General features: G+C 60.4%; 13 protein-coding genes. 7 read left to right on the forward strand and 6 right to left on the reverse strand.

Annotated features, from left to right (window positions below; all coding sequences use genetic code 11):
• Positions 1 to 22 precede the first annotated feature (22 nt).
• Entirely contained in the window at positions 23 to 1,678 is a 1,656-nt protein-coding gene (locus tag VJ464_25675; GenBank protein ID HKQ08537.1) for a GMC family oxidoreductase, read from the reverse strand.
• Positions 1,679 to 1,695: 17 nt separating this feature from the next.
• Complete coding sequence (locus VJ464_25680) at positions 1,696 to 2,271, reverse strand: gluconate 2-dehydrogenase subunit 3 family protein (GenBank protein HKQ08538.1); 576 nt, start codon at positions 2,269 to 2,271, stop codon at positions 1,696 to 1,698.
• A 158-nt stretch (positions 2,272 to 2,429) separates the two neighbouring features.
• On the opposite strand from VJ464_25680, the gene VJ464_25685 reads away from it, so the two are divergent.
• The 3 genes from VJ464_25685 to VJ464_25695 all read left to right on the forward strand — a co-directional run bounded on the left by VJ464_25685 (position 2,430) and on the right by VJ464_25695 (position 6,515).
• Positions 2,430 to 2,999 (forward strand): BMC domain-containing protein, encoded by a 570-nt coding sequence (locus VJ464_25685; GenBank protein HKQ08539.1) that lies wholly within the window; start codon positions 2,430 to 2,432, stop codon positions 2,997 to 2,999.
• 238 nt (positions 3,000 to 3,237) lie between these two features.
• Positions 3,238 to 3,999, forward strand: coding sequence for a hypothetical protein (locus VJ464_25690; protein HKQ08540.1), 762 nt, complete (start codon positions 3,238 to 3,240; stop codon positions 3,997 to 3,999).
• Entirely contained in the window at positions 3,999 to 6,515 is a 2,517-nt protein-coding gene (locus VJ464_25695) for a tetratricopeptide repeat protein (protein HKQ08541.1), read from the forward strand. Before VJ464_25690 ends, VJ464_25695 begins: the two co-directional genes overlap by 1 nt.
• A gap of 133 nt (positions 6,516 to 6,648) precedes the next feature.
• Here VJ464_25695 and VJ464_25700 read toward each other — a convergent pair whose 3' ends face one another.
• The 4 genes from VJ464_25700 to VJ464_25715 form a co-directional block, all read right to left on the reverse strand.
• Positions 6,649 to 7,293 carry a hypothetical protein gene (locus VJ464_25700; protein HKQ08542.1) on the reverse strand — a complete coding sequence of 215 codons (645 nt, stop codon included), beginning with the start codon at positions 7,291 to 7,293 and terminating at the stop codon, positions 6,649 to 6,651.
• A 157-nt stretch (positions 7,294 to 7,450) separates the two neighbouring features.
• The gene (locus VJ464_25705) at positions 7,451 to 8,701 is read right to left on the reverse strand and encodes a hypothetical protein (GenBank protein HKQ08543.1); all 1,251 of its coding nucleotides are present in this window, start codon (positions 8,699 to 8,701) and stop codon (positions 7,451 to 7,453) included.
• 79 nt (positions 8,702 to 8,780) lie between these two features.
• Positions 8,781 to 9,911, reverse strand: coding sequence for a zf-HC2 domain-containing protein (locus VJ464_25710; protein ID HKQ08544.1), 1,131 nt, complete (start codon positions 9,909 to 9,911; stop codon positions 8,781 to 8,783).
• Positions 9,912 to 9,916: 5 nt separating this feature from the next.
• On the reverse strand, positions 9,917 to 10,474 hold the full coding sequence (locus VJ464_25715) for a sigma-70 family RNA polymerase sigma factor (GenBank protein ID HKQ08545.1): 558 nt from the start codon (positions 10,472 to 10,474) through the stop codon (positions 9,917 to 9,919).
• Between the two features lie 198 nt (positions 10,475 to 10,672).
• Here VJ464_25715 and VJ464_25720 point away from each other — a divergent pair, with 198 nt between their 5' ends.
• The 4 genes from VJ464_25720 (at position 10,673) to VJ464_25735 (ending at position 15,176) form a co-directional block, all read left to right on the forward strand.
• On the forward strand, positions 10,673 to 12,976 hold the full coding sequence (locus VJ464_25720; protein HKQ08546.1) for an IPT/TIG domain-containing protein: 2,304 nt from the start codon (positions 10,673 to 10,675) through the stop codon (positions 12,974 to 12,976).
• 264 nt (positions 12,977 to 13,240) lie between these two features.
• On the forward strand, positions 13,241 to 13,447 hold the full coding sequence (locus VJ464_25725; GenBank protein HKQ08547.1) for a cold-shock protein: 207 nt from the start codon (positions 13,241 to 13,243) through the stop codon (positions 13,445 to 13,447).
• A 170-nt stretch (positions 13,448 to 13,617) separates the two neighbouring features.
• A complete protein-coding gene (locus VJ464_25730) occupies positions 13,618 to 14,037 on the forward strand; it encodes a DUF6335 family protein (GenBank protein HKQ08548.1) in 420 nt (139 codons plus the stop codon).
• Between the two features lie 173 nt (positions 14,038 to 14,210).
• On the forward strand, positions 14,211 to 15,176 hold the full coding sequence (locus tag VJ464_25735; GenBank protein HKQ08549.1) for a hypothetical protein: 966 nt from the start codon (positions 14,211 to 14,213) through the stop codon (positions 15,174 to 15,176).
• The last annotated feature ends 258 nt before the right edge of the window (positions 15,177 to 15,434 follow it).

The following is a 15,434-nucleotide window of genomic DNA, read 5'->3' on the forward strand; positions in this document are numbered from 1 at the left end:
CCCGCAAGTGTTTTCTGATGATCTAAATCTCACCGGCCCTGGCCAGTTGGGTGATCCGGTCGGCGGCGCGAAAGGCCAGCGCTTGAATCGTGCAGGTCGGCTGGCCGCGCCCCGAAGTCACAAAGCTGCTGCCGTCGCAGATGAACAGGTTCGGCACGTCGTGGGCGCGGTGATCGCGGTTAATCACCGAATACCGCGGGTCGTTGCCCATGCGACAGGTGCCCAGCAGGTGGACGGCGAATGATTGCTCGCCGACCGGGTAGCTCCATGTCTTTCTTGCGCCCGCCGCGTTCAACAGATCAAGCCCGCGCGCCAGCATGAACTTGGCAATCTTGATGTCATCGGGGTGGTCTTTATAAGTGACGCGCAACGCCGGCAACCCCCATGCGTCTTTGACCTGATCGTCGAGCGTGATGCTATTGGTCGCCACCGGCAGCGACGTGGTGTGCGCCAGCATATAGACCGTGCGCGTGTAATACTCCTTGAGCATGGCCTTATAATCGCGGCCCCATTGCGGCGCGTTCGGAGGGAGTCCGAGGAACGCAAACGTGATGGGCTGAAGGTCGAAGCGGAAATCGATGCCGCCGCCGCCGTAAAAGCCGCGCTTCGGGTCTGTGTCATAAAAATCATGGACGATGCGGCTGACGACGACGCTCTTGAACTCGTTCAACGGCTGCTCGAACACGCCGCCGGCAAAACCGCCGGCGTTAAACATCAGGTAGCGCCCCACCAGCCCGCTCGAATTCGCCAGGCCCTGCGGGAAGCGATTCGATTTCGACATCAGCAGCAAGCGCGGCGTCTCTGCGCCATTGGCGCAGACGACGACGGCGCGGGCGCGCTGCAATATCTCTTGCTTCTTGTCGTCGAAATAGATAACGCCGACGGCGCGGCCCTTTTTATCCACTTCGATCTTGCGCACATAACTGAGCGGGCGAATCTCGCAGCGGCCCGACGCTTCGGCGACGCGAATGACACTGGCGAGCGTCGAAGACTTGGCGCCGATTTCGCAGCCGTAGTATTCGCAGAAGCCGCAATGGACGCAGCCATTGCGCCCGTTGTGCGGCTTTGAAAGGATCGCCATCGGCGCCGGCGCGGCATGCAGGCCGAGCTTGCGCGCCGCCCGCTCTAACAGCACGCCCGAAGATTTGATGGGCAGCGGCGGCACAGGGTAGGCCCTGGAGCGCGGCGGATCAAAAGGGTTGGCGCCTGCTTGCCCCGACACCCCGACTTCCCATTCGACTTTCGTGTAGTACGGCTCAAGCTCTTGATAAGTGATCGGCCAGTCGGCAAAGCCCGTCCCGGCAATCGCGCCGAGCCGGCTGCGCTCGATGAAATCGATTTCGTGAAAGCGCCAGTAGTTGCCTGTGAAGTGAACCGTGCCGCCGCCGACGACGCGCCCATAACCGACCGCTGGTTGCAGGCGGGCTTTCTGCGAGGGGCGCGAGCGAAAGGTGTTCGGCTGCTGCCGGTGGTTATTGGTGAGCGCCTCTTGATAGACGTTCTTCAGCTCGTCGTGAGCGAAATCTTCTTCTTTGAGGTATGGCCCCTGCTCAAGCACGACGATGCGAAAGCCGGCGGCGGACAGTTCCTTGGCGATGACGCCGCCTGCCGCGCCCGAACCGACGATGACGAAATCGACTTCGTCAGACGGCTGATATTTTGGCTGCTGCTGATTCATCGGCAACACGGCGGCCCTCACTGTTCAGGTTTATAGTCGCGGTCATAAAAACCGAACGGCGGCGAGAAGGCGAAATGATCTTCAAAGCCGATGTGCTTCCAGCCGGCCTGGCCGTGATTGCCGCCGTATTCGGGATTGGCGAAAAAGCCTGTGACGGTATGCGCGCGAAGCGTCTGGAAGAATGGCGACCGCTCGATCTTCTTGAGCGCCGCGACCTGTTGTGCCGCGCTCAGCTCCGAGAACCTTGCGCGACCGGCGCGGCGCGCTCTGTCTTCGAGCAGGGCCAGCCCTTGCTTGTAAACCGGCTGCTTTTCGCTCTCAAAGGTGGCCAGCGCGCGGTCAATGAAATAGATCACCCGCGCCTCGCGCGCCCCCGGCGAATCGTCCGAGGGGATGATCTGCGCGGCGGCGGCTTCAATTTCGCGAGCCTGTTCCGCCGTGAAGAATTCAAACGTTAATGGCGTGGCCGCTTGAGCCGAATGATGCGCGTGCTGCGCGGCGGCCTGAATCTCAGGCCAGCGCGCCGCGAGCCAGGCGGCGCTCACTCCTTTGCAGGATTGGGCGAGAAACCATCGGCGCGAAAATTCTTTCATGGCTCGCTCCCATCGGACGGCTTGGTTCGTGTGAATGACGTCGCAAACGGCTGGATAGTTTGCGACGTGCCTGCTGAGCGGATGGCACGATAACAAACCGCACCACGCATTGCAATCAACCGTCGCGGGCGCATATACTGTCGCGGCAATCAAAGACTATGAGCAACGACGACATCACCAGAGGCAACCATTGCATCGGCTTTATCGAGTCGAGCTCTATTGCGCGCGGCATCGAAGCCGTAGACGCCATGATGAAGATGGCCGATGTCGAGCTGCTGATGACGGCAGCCATCCCGCGCGGCAAGTATTTAATTATGGTGGGAGGCCGTGTGGCCGACGTGGAAGCGGCTCTGAGGGCCGGTTTGAACCGGGCGGCTGAGACCGTGCTGGATTACTTCATCATTCAAAACGTCCACCCCGAATTGCCGCCGGCCATCAAGGGGCGCGTCAAGGTCGAGCGCGTCGAGGCGGTCGGTTTGATCGAGACCAAAGAGGTAGCGCCGGCGATCTATGCCGGCGACGCGGCGGTCAAAGCCGCCGCCGTGCAGTTGATCGAAGCGCGCAATCAGCCGGGCGGCAAAGGACTGGTCGTCGTCACCGGCGAAGTCGGCGCGGTGCGCACGGCGGTCGCGGCGGGCGTCGCCTCGCTCAAGAAACCCGAGCTGCTGATTGCTGAAATCGTCATCCCCTACGCCCACCCGGCACTGGCAAAGACCCTGACCTCATAACGACTGAAAGAATACAATGCTTCTCTGACCGTTTGTTCGGCTTTCTTCTGCATTCGCAAAAGGCGTGTAATTGCCTTGACGCCGCCGCCGGCACGCAGTAATTTTTCATACCCAATCAAGGCCCGATAGAAGGCAAACGCAAATGTCCAAGCTATCGCCGTGTATTTATTGTACGAACGATTTGCCGCCCTCGGTAGATCGGTGTCCACATTGTGGCCGTCCGGGACTTTATCCTAACGTGCGAATTGCCGAAACATCCGCCGAGCGAACGGCACTCGACCGACATTATCAAGCCGCAATAAGAGATTCAGCCGCACGTGGCGCAACGCCAGCAGTCAATGACTTTGAAAAGGCCATCGCTGACTCCAAGGCAGTTATTTCGCGTTCTCAGGGTGAACTTCAGCGACTGGCGACCAGCGATCACGAATTGTACACGACCTATTACAAGCTGATTGAAGCAGAGGTACGACTGCCCAAAGGCGATAATTGGGATAAGCTTCGTGCGGTTGCAGACAGTGCGCTCTTTCCAAACTATAAAGAGCAAATTCGCTTTGCGGCGCTGGCGCTCGATGGCAAGGGGCTTTTCAACTATGGTGAATGCGCTATCGTATTGAGAACCGATTACATCGCGCACCGCGCATCCGTCTTTGAAGAGAACTCAGTGATGTTTATGAAACATCATAAAATCTCGATGTGGAAATCAGATAAGCTGCCTCTTGGTTATCGCGCGACCTGGGACGAGCGCGGCAAGCTGTGTGTTGCCAAGCTCTACAAAAGCATTGACGCCGGGACGCGACCTGATGAATATTCAACGTTGCTGCTGCGACAGGGTGCGACGTCTGAAGATGATCAGTTTGTCGAAGCCCACATCTACGGGCCGATGACCATCCGAACCGTCGAGCAGGTAATTCTCGACCCGCGATTGAAGCGCCGCCAGCGTGCTACAATTCTAAAGGCGCTTAAGGAGAAACTCTCACAAGCCGGAGTACCGATAAGCTGATGGATGCGGTGATTTCAGGACGTGCCGGGACGGCGCTCATCGTGGACGGCAACACCTTGTTCTCGTTCGACGTGGACGAGCCGGACACGCTTGTGCCGCGAGCGCAGTCAGACCTGCCGTATCTTTTCGGCGACGCTCGCGACCTGCAATTCCTGGAAAACATCGGTCAACAGCAGATAAGAAAGCGGCTTGAGCTGGAGTATAACGTCGTCTGCGCGCTTGATCTGGCGCTGATCCTGATGGACGCGACCTTATCCGCAGGGGTTCGCCAGGAAGCCGCCGCCGAACTGGAAGAACTCTTCAGCGATACAACAGTCCTCGAACGGCTCGAAGGCATTCTCTACGCGCGGCCCTTGCCCGACAGCGCCGACATCACCGGCGCAAAAGAGCGCAGCGAAGCAGCTCAAGCGTCAACGACGTTGATGGTGATGGACAATCTGCTTTCACGCCAGCCGTTCATTCGTGATGTTTGCGCAGCGTGGGACGGAATACCCGAAAGCGAATTCGGCGGCACAGAGCAGAAAGCAGAATTTCAACGCCTCGCCATCCGCGAGGGCCTATTTCGCGCGCTGGTCATCGCGCACGAGGACCGTCAGGTAGAAAGCTTTCTCATTCATGCGCTGATGTTGCCCACAATGCAAGCGTTGAGAAATTACCGCATGATATTGCCACGATGGACAGCCAGCTTTCGCCAGCCTGCGATTGTTCATGAAAATCTAGTTGCGGATGAAGAGGAAGAGACTGATACAGGCGAGCAGGAAAAGAGAGGCCGCCAGTATCAGCAGCATCAAAGAATCAACCGCTCTCAAGTTTTAGCAACTGTCGAAAGCCGGAAGCGTGTAATCGTTGAGCATTTGCAACACCGCGACTTTGCTCGTGCCAACAGTCTGATAGATGAATTGGTGAATTATCAACTGGCCAACGGCGGGCCAAAATTTACGGTGATGTCTTTGTGCGATCTGGCGATGGAAGCCAAGGCTCTCGATAACCACCAACTACAGTTAGAGCTAACAGAGCGCAGCATCCGACTGAAAAAGGATGATAGCTGGTCGTGGGCGCAATACGCAGATGCTTTGCTCATAGTGGGTCGTCATATTGACGCATTAAACGCTTATGAGCAGGCAGGCATGTTCGGGGCTGGCGTTGTCGCCAAGACTGGGCGCGCCGAGGTGCTGCGGGCGATGGGGCGCTTGTCGGAGGCGCTCGCGGCTTATGACACCGTCATTGCTGAGCATCCCGAAAATGTCGTCGCCAAGAACGGGCGCGCCGAGGTGCTGCGGGCGATGGGGCGCTTATCAGAGGCGCTCGCGGCTTACGACCACGCAGGTGCTGAACATCCTGAAAGTGTCGTTGCTAAGAGAGGACGAGCTGAGACATTGCGTGCGATAGGTAAGCTGCAAGATGCGCTTGTTGCTTATGACAACATCATTGCAGCAGATTCTGGAGATGTTATTGCCAAGACTGGGCGCGCCGAGACGTTGCGGACGATGGGGCGCTTGTCGGAGGCGCTCGCGGCTTACGACAGCGTCATTGCCGAGTACCCCGAAAATGTCGTCGCCCAGAGCGGGCGCGCCGAGGTGCTGCGGGCGATGGGGCGCTTGCCGGAGGCGCTCGCGGCTTATGACACCGTCATTGCTGAGCATCCCGAAAGTGTCGTCGCCAAGAACGGGCGCGCCGAGGTGCTGCGGGCGATGGGGCGCTTGTCGGAGGCGCTCGCGGCTTACGACAGCGTCATTGCCGAGTACCCCGAAAATGTCGTCGCCCAGAGCGGGCGCGCCGAGGTGCTGCGGGCGATGGGCAAATTACACGAGGCGCTCGCGGCTTACGACAGCGTCATTGCCGAGCATCCCGAAAGTGTCGTCGCTCAGAACGGGCGCGCCGAGACGTTGCGGACGATGGGCCACTTGCCGGAGGCGCTCGCGGCTTATGAAGAAATCAGATCCCGGTTCCCTAATGATATGGTTGCCAGAAACGCGCGAAGTTCAATACTGGCGGCGCTACACCGATACAATGAGGCGTTAGCTGATTTGCCAACCAATGAAATGAATTCGAGACAGGATTGGATTGGCTTCCATATTCGTGGAATGATCTTTTTGAAGATGGGTCGCGTAGATGAAGCGTTAAACATTTTTGAGCAAGGTGTGATCGGCAACCCCTGGCCGTCTGATCGCGAATTCTTCCGCACGGCGTTAGGCATGGCCTGGATGCGGCAGCAGAATTATTTGCAAGCTGCCAGCGTTTTCAATGAAGTTAAATCTCCAGCCCTACAGCCACAGGTTGATATTTTGCGCGTCCATTCTTACGGCGAGAACCAGCAATATGATATCGCTCAGGAGATCTATGAGCGAGTGGCCGCCAACCCGCTGCCGGAAACGAGCGCGCTGACTGAAGAATTGAACCGCCGATACGTTCAGTGTACAGGCGCGCAGCAGGACGATGAATGGGTATTTGAGCAAGAGGACAATCTACTTCTAGCCGCTAATCAGAGCCTCACATCTTCCCTATACGCATACTGACCTGCGCTGAGTCACGCCGCGCTAGGTCGCTACAACAAGGGCAGGCGGGATACTCATCCCAGCATCGCGCCGGTTGAATATCTCGCCTGCCCTCTCAATGCTGCCTGCCCTCTCTCATCCATCAGCGAATTCACTACGCCGCCGAGTTGCTTTGTGACCGGCGGCGATTCAGGGCAGCCACTCCGATCAGAAAGAGAAACGCGCCGCCGCCCGCGGCGATGGCGCTCGATGACAGCGCCGGCGACGCGGTCGCCGACATGGCGATGCTGCTGATGTTGGTTTTCAGCGCCGCTTCCACGTCGCCCGAAGTCGGCTTGCGGCGCAGGCCGCGCGCATGCGTGCCGTCCTGCTCGAAGGCATTGAGCCGCGTGTCGGCATAGACATGGCCTTTCTCGCCCAGCTCGACGAAGACCGTGCTCGTCATGTTGTTATAGGTTCCCGTCAGCACCAGCACCCACTTGCCTTCCGCCGGCCATTGCTGGCGAATCGAATAAACCCCTTTGGCGTCGGCGCGCAACTCGACCGGCAGCGACTGGCGGCGACCGTTGACCATGCCCTCGGCGGTCACGCTGACGTTGGCGTCCGCCGGCTGGTGACAGCCGAATGTGCGCACGATCAGCGCCGCGTCTTTCAAGTTGGTCTTGCTGGCATCGGGCGTTTCGACGGCGAGCTGAAAGCCGCCGGCAAAGACGCTCGCGGCACTCGCCAGCGCCAGCATCGTCGCTAATAAAATCGTAGCGAATGTTACTCTGATTCCGTTGAACGATTGAACTCTCATGGCAAACTCCTTCCTTCCCGCCGACCACATGGGCGGTTCATGGTTAACAAAGGTTATCGGTTGAACTCCTCGACGCGCTGCTCGTGTTTGCGCGTTTGATGATTAGACGTGGCAGCCGGTGATTCTCTTCCGCTGCCTTCCCGGCTTGCTCTGCCGGTTATTCAAGCGCGGTGCGCGCCGAGCCCAGAATCGAATTGAGGTAGCGGCGCATGCGCTCATCTTTAGTCTGGTCGAGCATCTCTTTGAGGATCGGCTCGGCAAATCGCCCGTGCGAGCGGATCACCTGCATCGTGATGCTCGGTAGGTCGGGCGACGCATCGTTGAGCGGCGCGAGCTGCTGGCGAATGGCATGCTCCATCTCCGGCGTGATAACTTCGGTGCGGCCAACCAGCACGCGCACCAGCTCCGCAGGCTGCGGCTCAATCCTGAGCTGTAAGGTCTGATCGGTGAGCCGGCGCGGCACGACATAAAATACCCGCAAGCCGTCTTCAAACCATGAATCACGCCATGTCGCGACCATCGCTTGCGCTTCTTTTTCGTAGAGTCCTTCGCTCGTCAGCAAGCTGACCAGCTCGCGCTCGATGCCGTCGCGCGTCTGATTGAGCGGTGGTCGCTCAATCACTAGCTCACCATCGCGCAGGCGACCGACGCTATAGCCCACCTGTCCATCGCGGTTCTCAAAGACGATGCAGGTAGCGACGCGGTCGCGGCCCGCATTGTTGATCGCCAGCCGATTGCCGTCGAGCCTGACCGTGAGCGGCAGGTCGAACTGGCCGACGCCGCGATAAAAGAGAAATTTTTCGATCTCCTGATTTTGCTTACCGCAAACCCGCACGAGCGCGGCGTCCGTTTCGCGCGCCGCGTAATAATGACTCGCGTTGGCTTCGACCGGCAGCACCTGTGTGGCGTCGGGAACGACCGTGATGCGCCCCCAGGCAACGGTGCCGCCCGAGTCTGAGTTCGCACTGCCGCGCGCCTGGGGATACCATTCGGTAATCTTGCCCTGCTGAAACCAGACGCTGACCGATACCGTCGTTTCGCGCGCGGCGTAAAAATAAAGCACCGGCGTTTCCATGCGAATCGTCGCCTCCTGGCACTTGAAACACTGGTAACCGTGGCGCAAGCCTTTGCCTTCGTGTTCGCTGTTGAGGTCATAGACGAACGACGGCAGGTCGCTCGGCCCGGACAGCGGGCGCCATTCGACGGGCTTGCCGTCGCGGCCCGCAATCGCTGTGAAGGTTCCCCATTCGTGAACCGTCAGCCGACGGGCCGACAGGTCCCACGACTTGCTGCTCGGCTGGCGCTGTTGCGCGCCGGGCGTGCGGCTTTCGGGCTTCGCCGCGATCAAGACCAGCAGCATCATTGCCGCAAACAGCGGCGCGAATCGGCGCGAAGGCTTGTGCGTCATCGGTTTTTCCTCCTGTGTAGCACAATCTGTTAGATTGTGCACTGGCTCGCGCAAGCTGTTAGCTTGCGCCACATGATCGCTAAAACCATACCAGGTCAAGCGCGTCTTTCCAGCAGTCGAGCATCTCGCGGTCGAGCTTGAGGATGCCTTTGCGAGTGACGCAGCGCGGCTGGCCGACGAGCGCGATCATGCGATTCAGCACGACGGCGCGCGTCGGTTCGTCCACGCGCTGCAACAGGTGCCAGAGCGTCAGCGTGTCGCGGTCGCGCGCTTCCTGAAGCACGGCGCGCAAAGCCGCCTCGCCGCCATTCTCGAAATCGTAACGCGACAGCGCCGCTTTGAAAGCATCCGAAGCGTCTTCAAAAAACGGCGTGCCCGGCCCGACGCCTGGGCGCGTTTCGCACATCGCGTCAACCGGCACATAAGATTCGCGCCCGTCGCGCACCAGCATCACCCAGCCGAGCGTCACGTGTAGCAGGCCGATGCCGGCGTCATCCACGGCAAGCGTATATTCGCAGCCCAGGTCAATGGCTTCCGCCGACGGCGTGTCAACGAAGAATAAGCGCGGCGGCGCGGTGATCAAGGCGTGCAACTTGCCGCGCTCAAGCGCCATGCGGTGCTCGTTCTGGTTTGTCGTCACCAGCCGCACACGCGAGTTCGGCGCAATCTCGACTTCGCCGATCTGCGGGATGTCGATGTTGACACGCGCCGTGTCATCGGTTTCAAGCAGCTCGCCGGTTTCAAAGCAGCCGGTGGCTTTGATGCGGTGGCCGTCAATGCGCGGCGCGCCCGCAAGGCTGGTGACCGGCCACGCCATGCAGGCCGTCGGCTCAGGCTCTGTAATCGGAACGGGAGTCGTCCGCAGCCGGCGATAAATCATGAAGCTGCCGACGCCGATGAGTAGAACCAGCGCCGCCGCGGTCGCCCACTGAAGCGGTCTGCCGTAGGGAAACCATGTGCCGGTCCCGGCTTTCGCCGCCGGCTGACGATCACGAGCATCAAGCAGCGCTTCGATGTCGCTCCACATCTCGGCGGGGGCGGCGACCTGCGGCAACTGTTCGGCAAGCCGCACGCCGAGCCGTATGCGCTCGTATTCCCGATTGCATCGCTCACATTTCAGCAGGTGCGCGGCGACGCGGCGCGACTGGTCGCCGCTCAGCTCGCCGTTGCAGTAGGCCGAAAGTTCTTTGACAACGTGCTCGGTAAACATCTCTCTCACTCACTTCCGATGATTTCGCCGCGCAGGTGCTCAAGCTTTGCCGCAAGCTGTTTGTGGCCGCGATTGAGCCGCGACGACACCGTGCCAATCGAGCAATTCAAGGCTGCGGCGATCTCTTCGTAAGACAATCCCTCGACATACTTCAACAGGATGGGCAGGCGCAGCTTCGGGCTCAGCTCGCTGATGGCGGCGCGCACCGAAGCGGCCAGTTGCCGGCGTTGATAAGCGTTTTCCTGTCCGCCTCCGGTCGTCATCGCCTTGACCTCAAGCTGCGGGCTGAACGGCACGAAGCGGCGGCGGCGGCGCTGTTCGTCGGTGCAGCAGTTGGCGACGATGCGATAGAGCCAGGTAGCGAATCCGGCATCGTGGCGGAACTGCGCGATCACCGTAAAGAGCTTTAAGAAGACCTGCTGCGTCACGTCGTGCGCCATCGCCTGGTCATTGCTGAAATGATAGGCAATGCTGTAGACGCGATCCTTATACTGTTCAAACAGCGCATGAAATGCGTCGCGGTCGCCGGCCTTGCAGGCTTCGATAATTTGAGCTTCCGTCATGCGCTCGCTCATCCTGACCGCTTGCTCCATCGCCTTGCCGTCCGTCGCGCTTCAGCACTTAGACGCGCGCGGCAGAGAATTTCTTCCGTTTCCCCGCGAGGTCGCCATATCCCTGACCCGCATTGTATAATCAGCATCTTTTGTGGCAAATGGTCACGCTGGAACGGACTACTATATTTCATTCGATCAAGGGGAGCTATGACGAAGGCAGTAGGGCTTCGCGGCGGCCTGGCCGTCGCCCTTTTTTTGTCGCTATTGGTGCCGCCGGCAGCGTTTCGCGCCAGGGCGGAGAGCGAGGCGATTCAACTCGCCGTCGACACGGCGAATTTTAATCAAGACGGTCTGCTGGTGCTGTTCGGCAGCACTCGGCGACAGGGCGAGATCGGCTTGCCGGTCGCTGCCGGCGACATCACCGGCGATGGGCGCGCCGATGTGCTGTTTGGCGGCATGTATGGCAGCAGCGACCCATTCACCAATAACGGCACCGTCAACATCTATTTGAGCGATGGCCGCGACAGCGGCTTCATCAATCAAGCCGACCACCCGGCCAATCTCTTCCGCATCCTCGGCAGCGGCTCAGGCGACTTGCTCGGCACTTCTTCTTCAATCAATGGGGACGTCAACCACGACGGCCTGCGCGACATCCTGACCTGCGCAGCGTTGCAGGATGGGCCGAACGGCTTTAACGCCGGCGCGGCGTATGTCGTCTATGGCAAGTCGAGTTTTAGCGGCGACATCAACCTCGCGTCATCGCCGTCGGGCGTCACCGCCATCTACGGCCCGCAGGCCAACGGGCGCATGGGCATCTGGTGTGACGAAGGCGACGTGGACGGCGACGGCTTTGCCGACATCGTGATCGGCTCGGATCAGATCAATACCGCCACGGGCCAGCACGTCGGCGGCGCTTATATTGTTTTCGGCGCGGCCAACCTGCCTGCCGAAATTAATCTCGCCTCGCCGCCCGCCGGGGTGCGCACGGCACGCATCGTTGGCGCCCACGAAGAGGATCATTGGGGCGCCGCCCTGCAAGTCGGCGACATCAACAACGACGGCATCGGCGACATCATCATCGGTGCTTCGATAGACCGTGACTCCGGCTCGTACGTCACCGTGCAGGATCAGGTGAGCGGGCATAACTTTTTTGCCGCCGACGTCGGCGGCAGCCGGCCTCAGGCTGGCGAAGTCTACGTCATCTACGGCCAGCGCACCTGGCCTACGAATATTGATCTCGGTACGCCGCCGGCGAACGCCACGCACGTTCTCGGCGCGCACGCCAACGACTTTCTGGGCTCGCAGGTGCATTTCGGCGACCTCAATGGCGATGGCCGCACGGACCTGGTGCTGGGGGCGCTGCTGGCGCTGGCGCCGGACGACCGCGGCCAGACCGGCGCGGTCTATGTCATCTATGGCTCGGCCAGCTTGCCGGGCGCGACGATTGATCTGCTGAACCCGGATGCGTCGGGCCAGCGTGTCACGACCGTCTACGGCGTGCATGCGCTCGACTGCGCCGGCGACTCTGTGCGCAGCTTTGACATCAACAAAGACGGCTTGTCCGACCTGTTCATCGGCAGCCCCGAGCGCACGTTCGAGCTAAACGGCGAAGACCGCGACGACGCCGGCATGACCGAGATCATCTTTGGGCGGCGCGACTTTCTGCCGTCGGTCATCAAGCTCTACGATCCGCCGGCTGGCATAGCGATCTATCAACTGGCCGGCGCGCACGGCGACGACCAGGGCCTGGAGGGCGGCGACGAGTTCTCTTATCGCCTGACCGGCGGCGACGTCGACGGCGACGGTTATGTGGATTACATTGCCAACGCCATGCACGGCGACGGCTTGAACAACAGCGTGCTCAACGCCGGCAACGTCTACATCTTCAGCGGCAAGAAACTGTCGGCGCGGCTCGGCCAACTGGTGCAGGAGCCAAGCCCGACGCCGCAGCTCAGCGGCGCCGCGCTGAGCTTAAATGGCCAGCCGGTGCAACAGGCGAATGCCGGACAGACGGGATTGCGGATCACCATCAGCGGCACCAACCTGCGTAGCGATACAGAGATTATGATCAATGGCACGGTCGTCGCGTCGCACCTGCAAGCCGGGACGCCGGCCCAGATCACGGTTGAGCTGGACGAAAATCCGTCAATCAGAAACAGCGCCGGGCAGCTCGTCGTCAGCGCCCGCAACACGACGCCGCCGGCTTCCGGCGCTTCCAACCAGGTGGTTGCCGGCACGCTCGTCGGGCCGCACATCGATTCGGTCAAGCTCAAGAAGAAAGGCTCGGGGACGCTGTTGCTGAAAATCTTCGGCTCGAACTTCCCGGCCAACGTCACCGTCGAGGTGCGCGGCGACAACTTCGCCACAAACATCGCCGTGTTTGGCGAGACCGATTTTATTTCGCTGAAAATCCCCGCCGCTGTGGCGCCGTCATCGGGTACGGTGCTGCGCATCATTGTGCGCACGCCCGCCGGCATCACCTCGAACGAAGTGACGAAGACGGTTCCTTAAAATGCTGAATGATGAATGATGAATTGGGGAGAAGATTTCCATTATCAAATTCATCATTCATCATTCATCGCTCATCGTTGGCTTTCAGTTGACAGTCCGGGAAGCGATGTGTAGGATGTGCGAGTTTTGATTCGCAGTAGTGTGAGGAGGACTGAAGTGGAAGTTAAGGTTTTGCGCGTTTGGCAGTTTGACCGCAGACGCTCTTTGCTTTAGCTCCGATCATCCACGCTGCAATTCACTTCAGATGAAAAGGAGAAGAAAGCATTGAGAGAATTAGGTACAGTTAAGTGGTTCAACGCGACAAAAGGGTATGGGTTCATCACGCGCTCGACGGGCGATGACGTCTTCGTCCACTATTCGGCGATCCAGGCCGATGGCTACAAGACGCTGAACGAAGGCCAGCAGGTCGAGTTCACGCTCATTGAAGGCCCCAAGGGCCTGGCGGCGCAGAACGTCACCGCAGGCGTCTAGCTAACCGATAAAATTTGAGGCGAGTCCGGGCGCATCGGACTCGCCTTTATCTTTTCCGCCTCACCTGCCATCCGCACTCACGCAACACCCCGCCCCGACTGCTCATCGCCTCACGGATTGTGATAGACTTGTGGAGCGTTCAATCCACAACCAACAAGGGGAGAGAATCGATGATGGCAGATCAAGAGAACGACAAATTCATTGACGCGGGAAATGCCGAGAGCGAACTGGTCGAGGCCGACGCCGAGGTCTTGGAAGAGTTTGCCGAGGCGCAGCGCCTGGCTTCGGGCGGCCAGTTGTTGAGCCGCGAGCTGCGCGAGCACCATTCGCGCACGCCCGAAGACACCGCCGGCGACATTGACGCCGACTGGCGGCGCTCGGACATCGGCGAAGAAACGCCCGGCGGCTCGACGCCGACGCCCGACCAGGATGTCGTCGAAGAGCTCGGCGAAGCCGTCGGCCTGACCTACGAAGACAACGAGCCGCTCGACACCACCGAGAAGATCGCCGAGCGCGACCGTCACCGCTGGGAACTCGACCCGGCATCGTCCGAGGATTACAACAAGCGCGTCAATCACGAGGGCGAGTAACCGGCATTACGAAAAGCGGGCGTGGCTTCAAAAGCTGATCGGCGGCGCCAGCGGCGCCTGCCACGCCGGCCTTTGCCGCCGGCGCGCCTTGTTTCCCCGGCAGGCTGGCGTTTGCTATAATACGCGCCCGTGAGCGAACCAATCCTTGATCCGACCCCAGAAGCGGAGGCTTCATGATGCATAAGCGGCAATTGATCCTGCTGGTGGCGCTGGCGCTGCTGGCGCCTGTGGCCCAGGCCGACACCATTCACTTGAAAAACGGCAGCGTCCTCAAGGGCAAGGTGGCGAGCTTTGCCGACGATCAGTTCATCGTCATGCTCGACACCGGCTCGGGACGTTACCTGAGCCGGGCGATGGTCTATGTCGGCGACGTGGCGCGCATCGAGTTCGAGGGCTCGCCCGCGGGCAACGCCGAAGGCGCTATGCGGGACGCGCCGGTGCGTCCGAGCGAAACCAACAGCACGCGCCCGAGCGACGCCGTGCCCATCCGCGACACGCCGGCCGAAGCCCGCGAAACGGCGCGCCCAACGGTCCTGCCAGACCTGCCGCGCAACACGCAGCCGGAGCGGCCTACGCGCAATCCGGAAACCACCGAGGCCCAACCGACCACCCAGCCCGCCGAAACGCCGGCGGAAAAGCCTGCCGAGAGCAAGCCCACGAGACCGTTCGACCGTAACACCGATGCCGATAAGCCTGCGGCCAACCCGCCCGCCGACCAGCCGCCCGCCGAAACCGAGCGGCCTCCGTCGCGCAAGCTGACCGGCCAGGTGCGCTCGGCGACGATTGAGGTGATCGGCAAGCGCGACTGGACGAGCACCGGCCTGATCGTCAAGCGCGGCGACCGCATCCGCATTAACGCCAGCGGCGCGGTGACGCTCGACCCGGCAAGCGGACGCATGACGGGGCCGGAAGGCACCACCGATATCACAGACGGCAAGAAGCTAATGGCCGAACAGCCGACGGGGGCGTTGATCGGCGTCATCGGCGCCGATAACGACGACTTCATCTTTATCGGCAAATCGTCGGAGTTCACGGCGACGCGCGATGGCCTACTCTTCCTGTCGGTGAACGAAGGCAACCTCGGCGACAACGTCGGCTCTTTCAAAGCGCTCATCGAAGTGCAGTCGCAAAAAAGATAGTGCCAGGTGACAGGTGACAAGACCGAGGAGCCGGGCCTCAAGGCAAGCCTCGCCATCGCGGTTTTCTTGTCACTTGTCACTCGTCACTCGTCACCCCCAATTAACACCTATTTTCCTTGACTTGCTCCATCCCTTAAAGTAGCCTGTGCTTCTCGCATTCCCTTTCTCAGATCTTTGCTGCGCCACGAGCCGGAGGGGTTGAATAGTTGCGCCGGTTGAGGGCACGACAAACGGCAAGCCTCGGCTGCCGCTTTGAAG

This window comes from Blastocatellia bacterium (assembly GCA_035275065.1).
GTDB lineage: Bacteria > Acidobacteriota > Blastocatellia > UBA7656 > UBA7656 > DATENM01.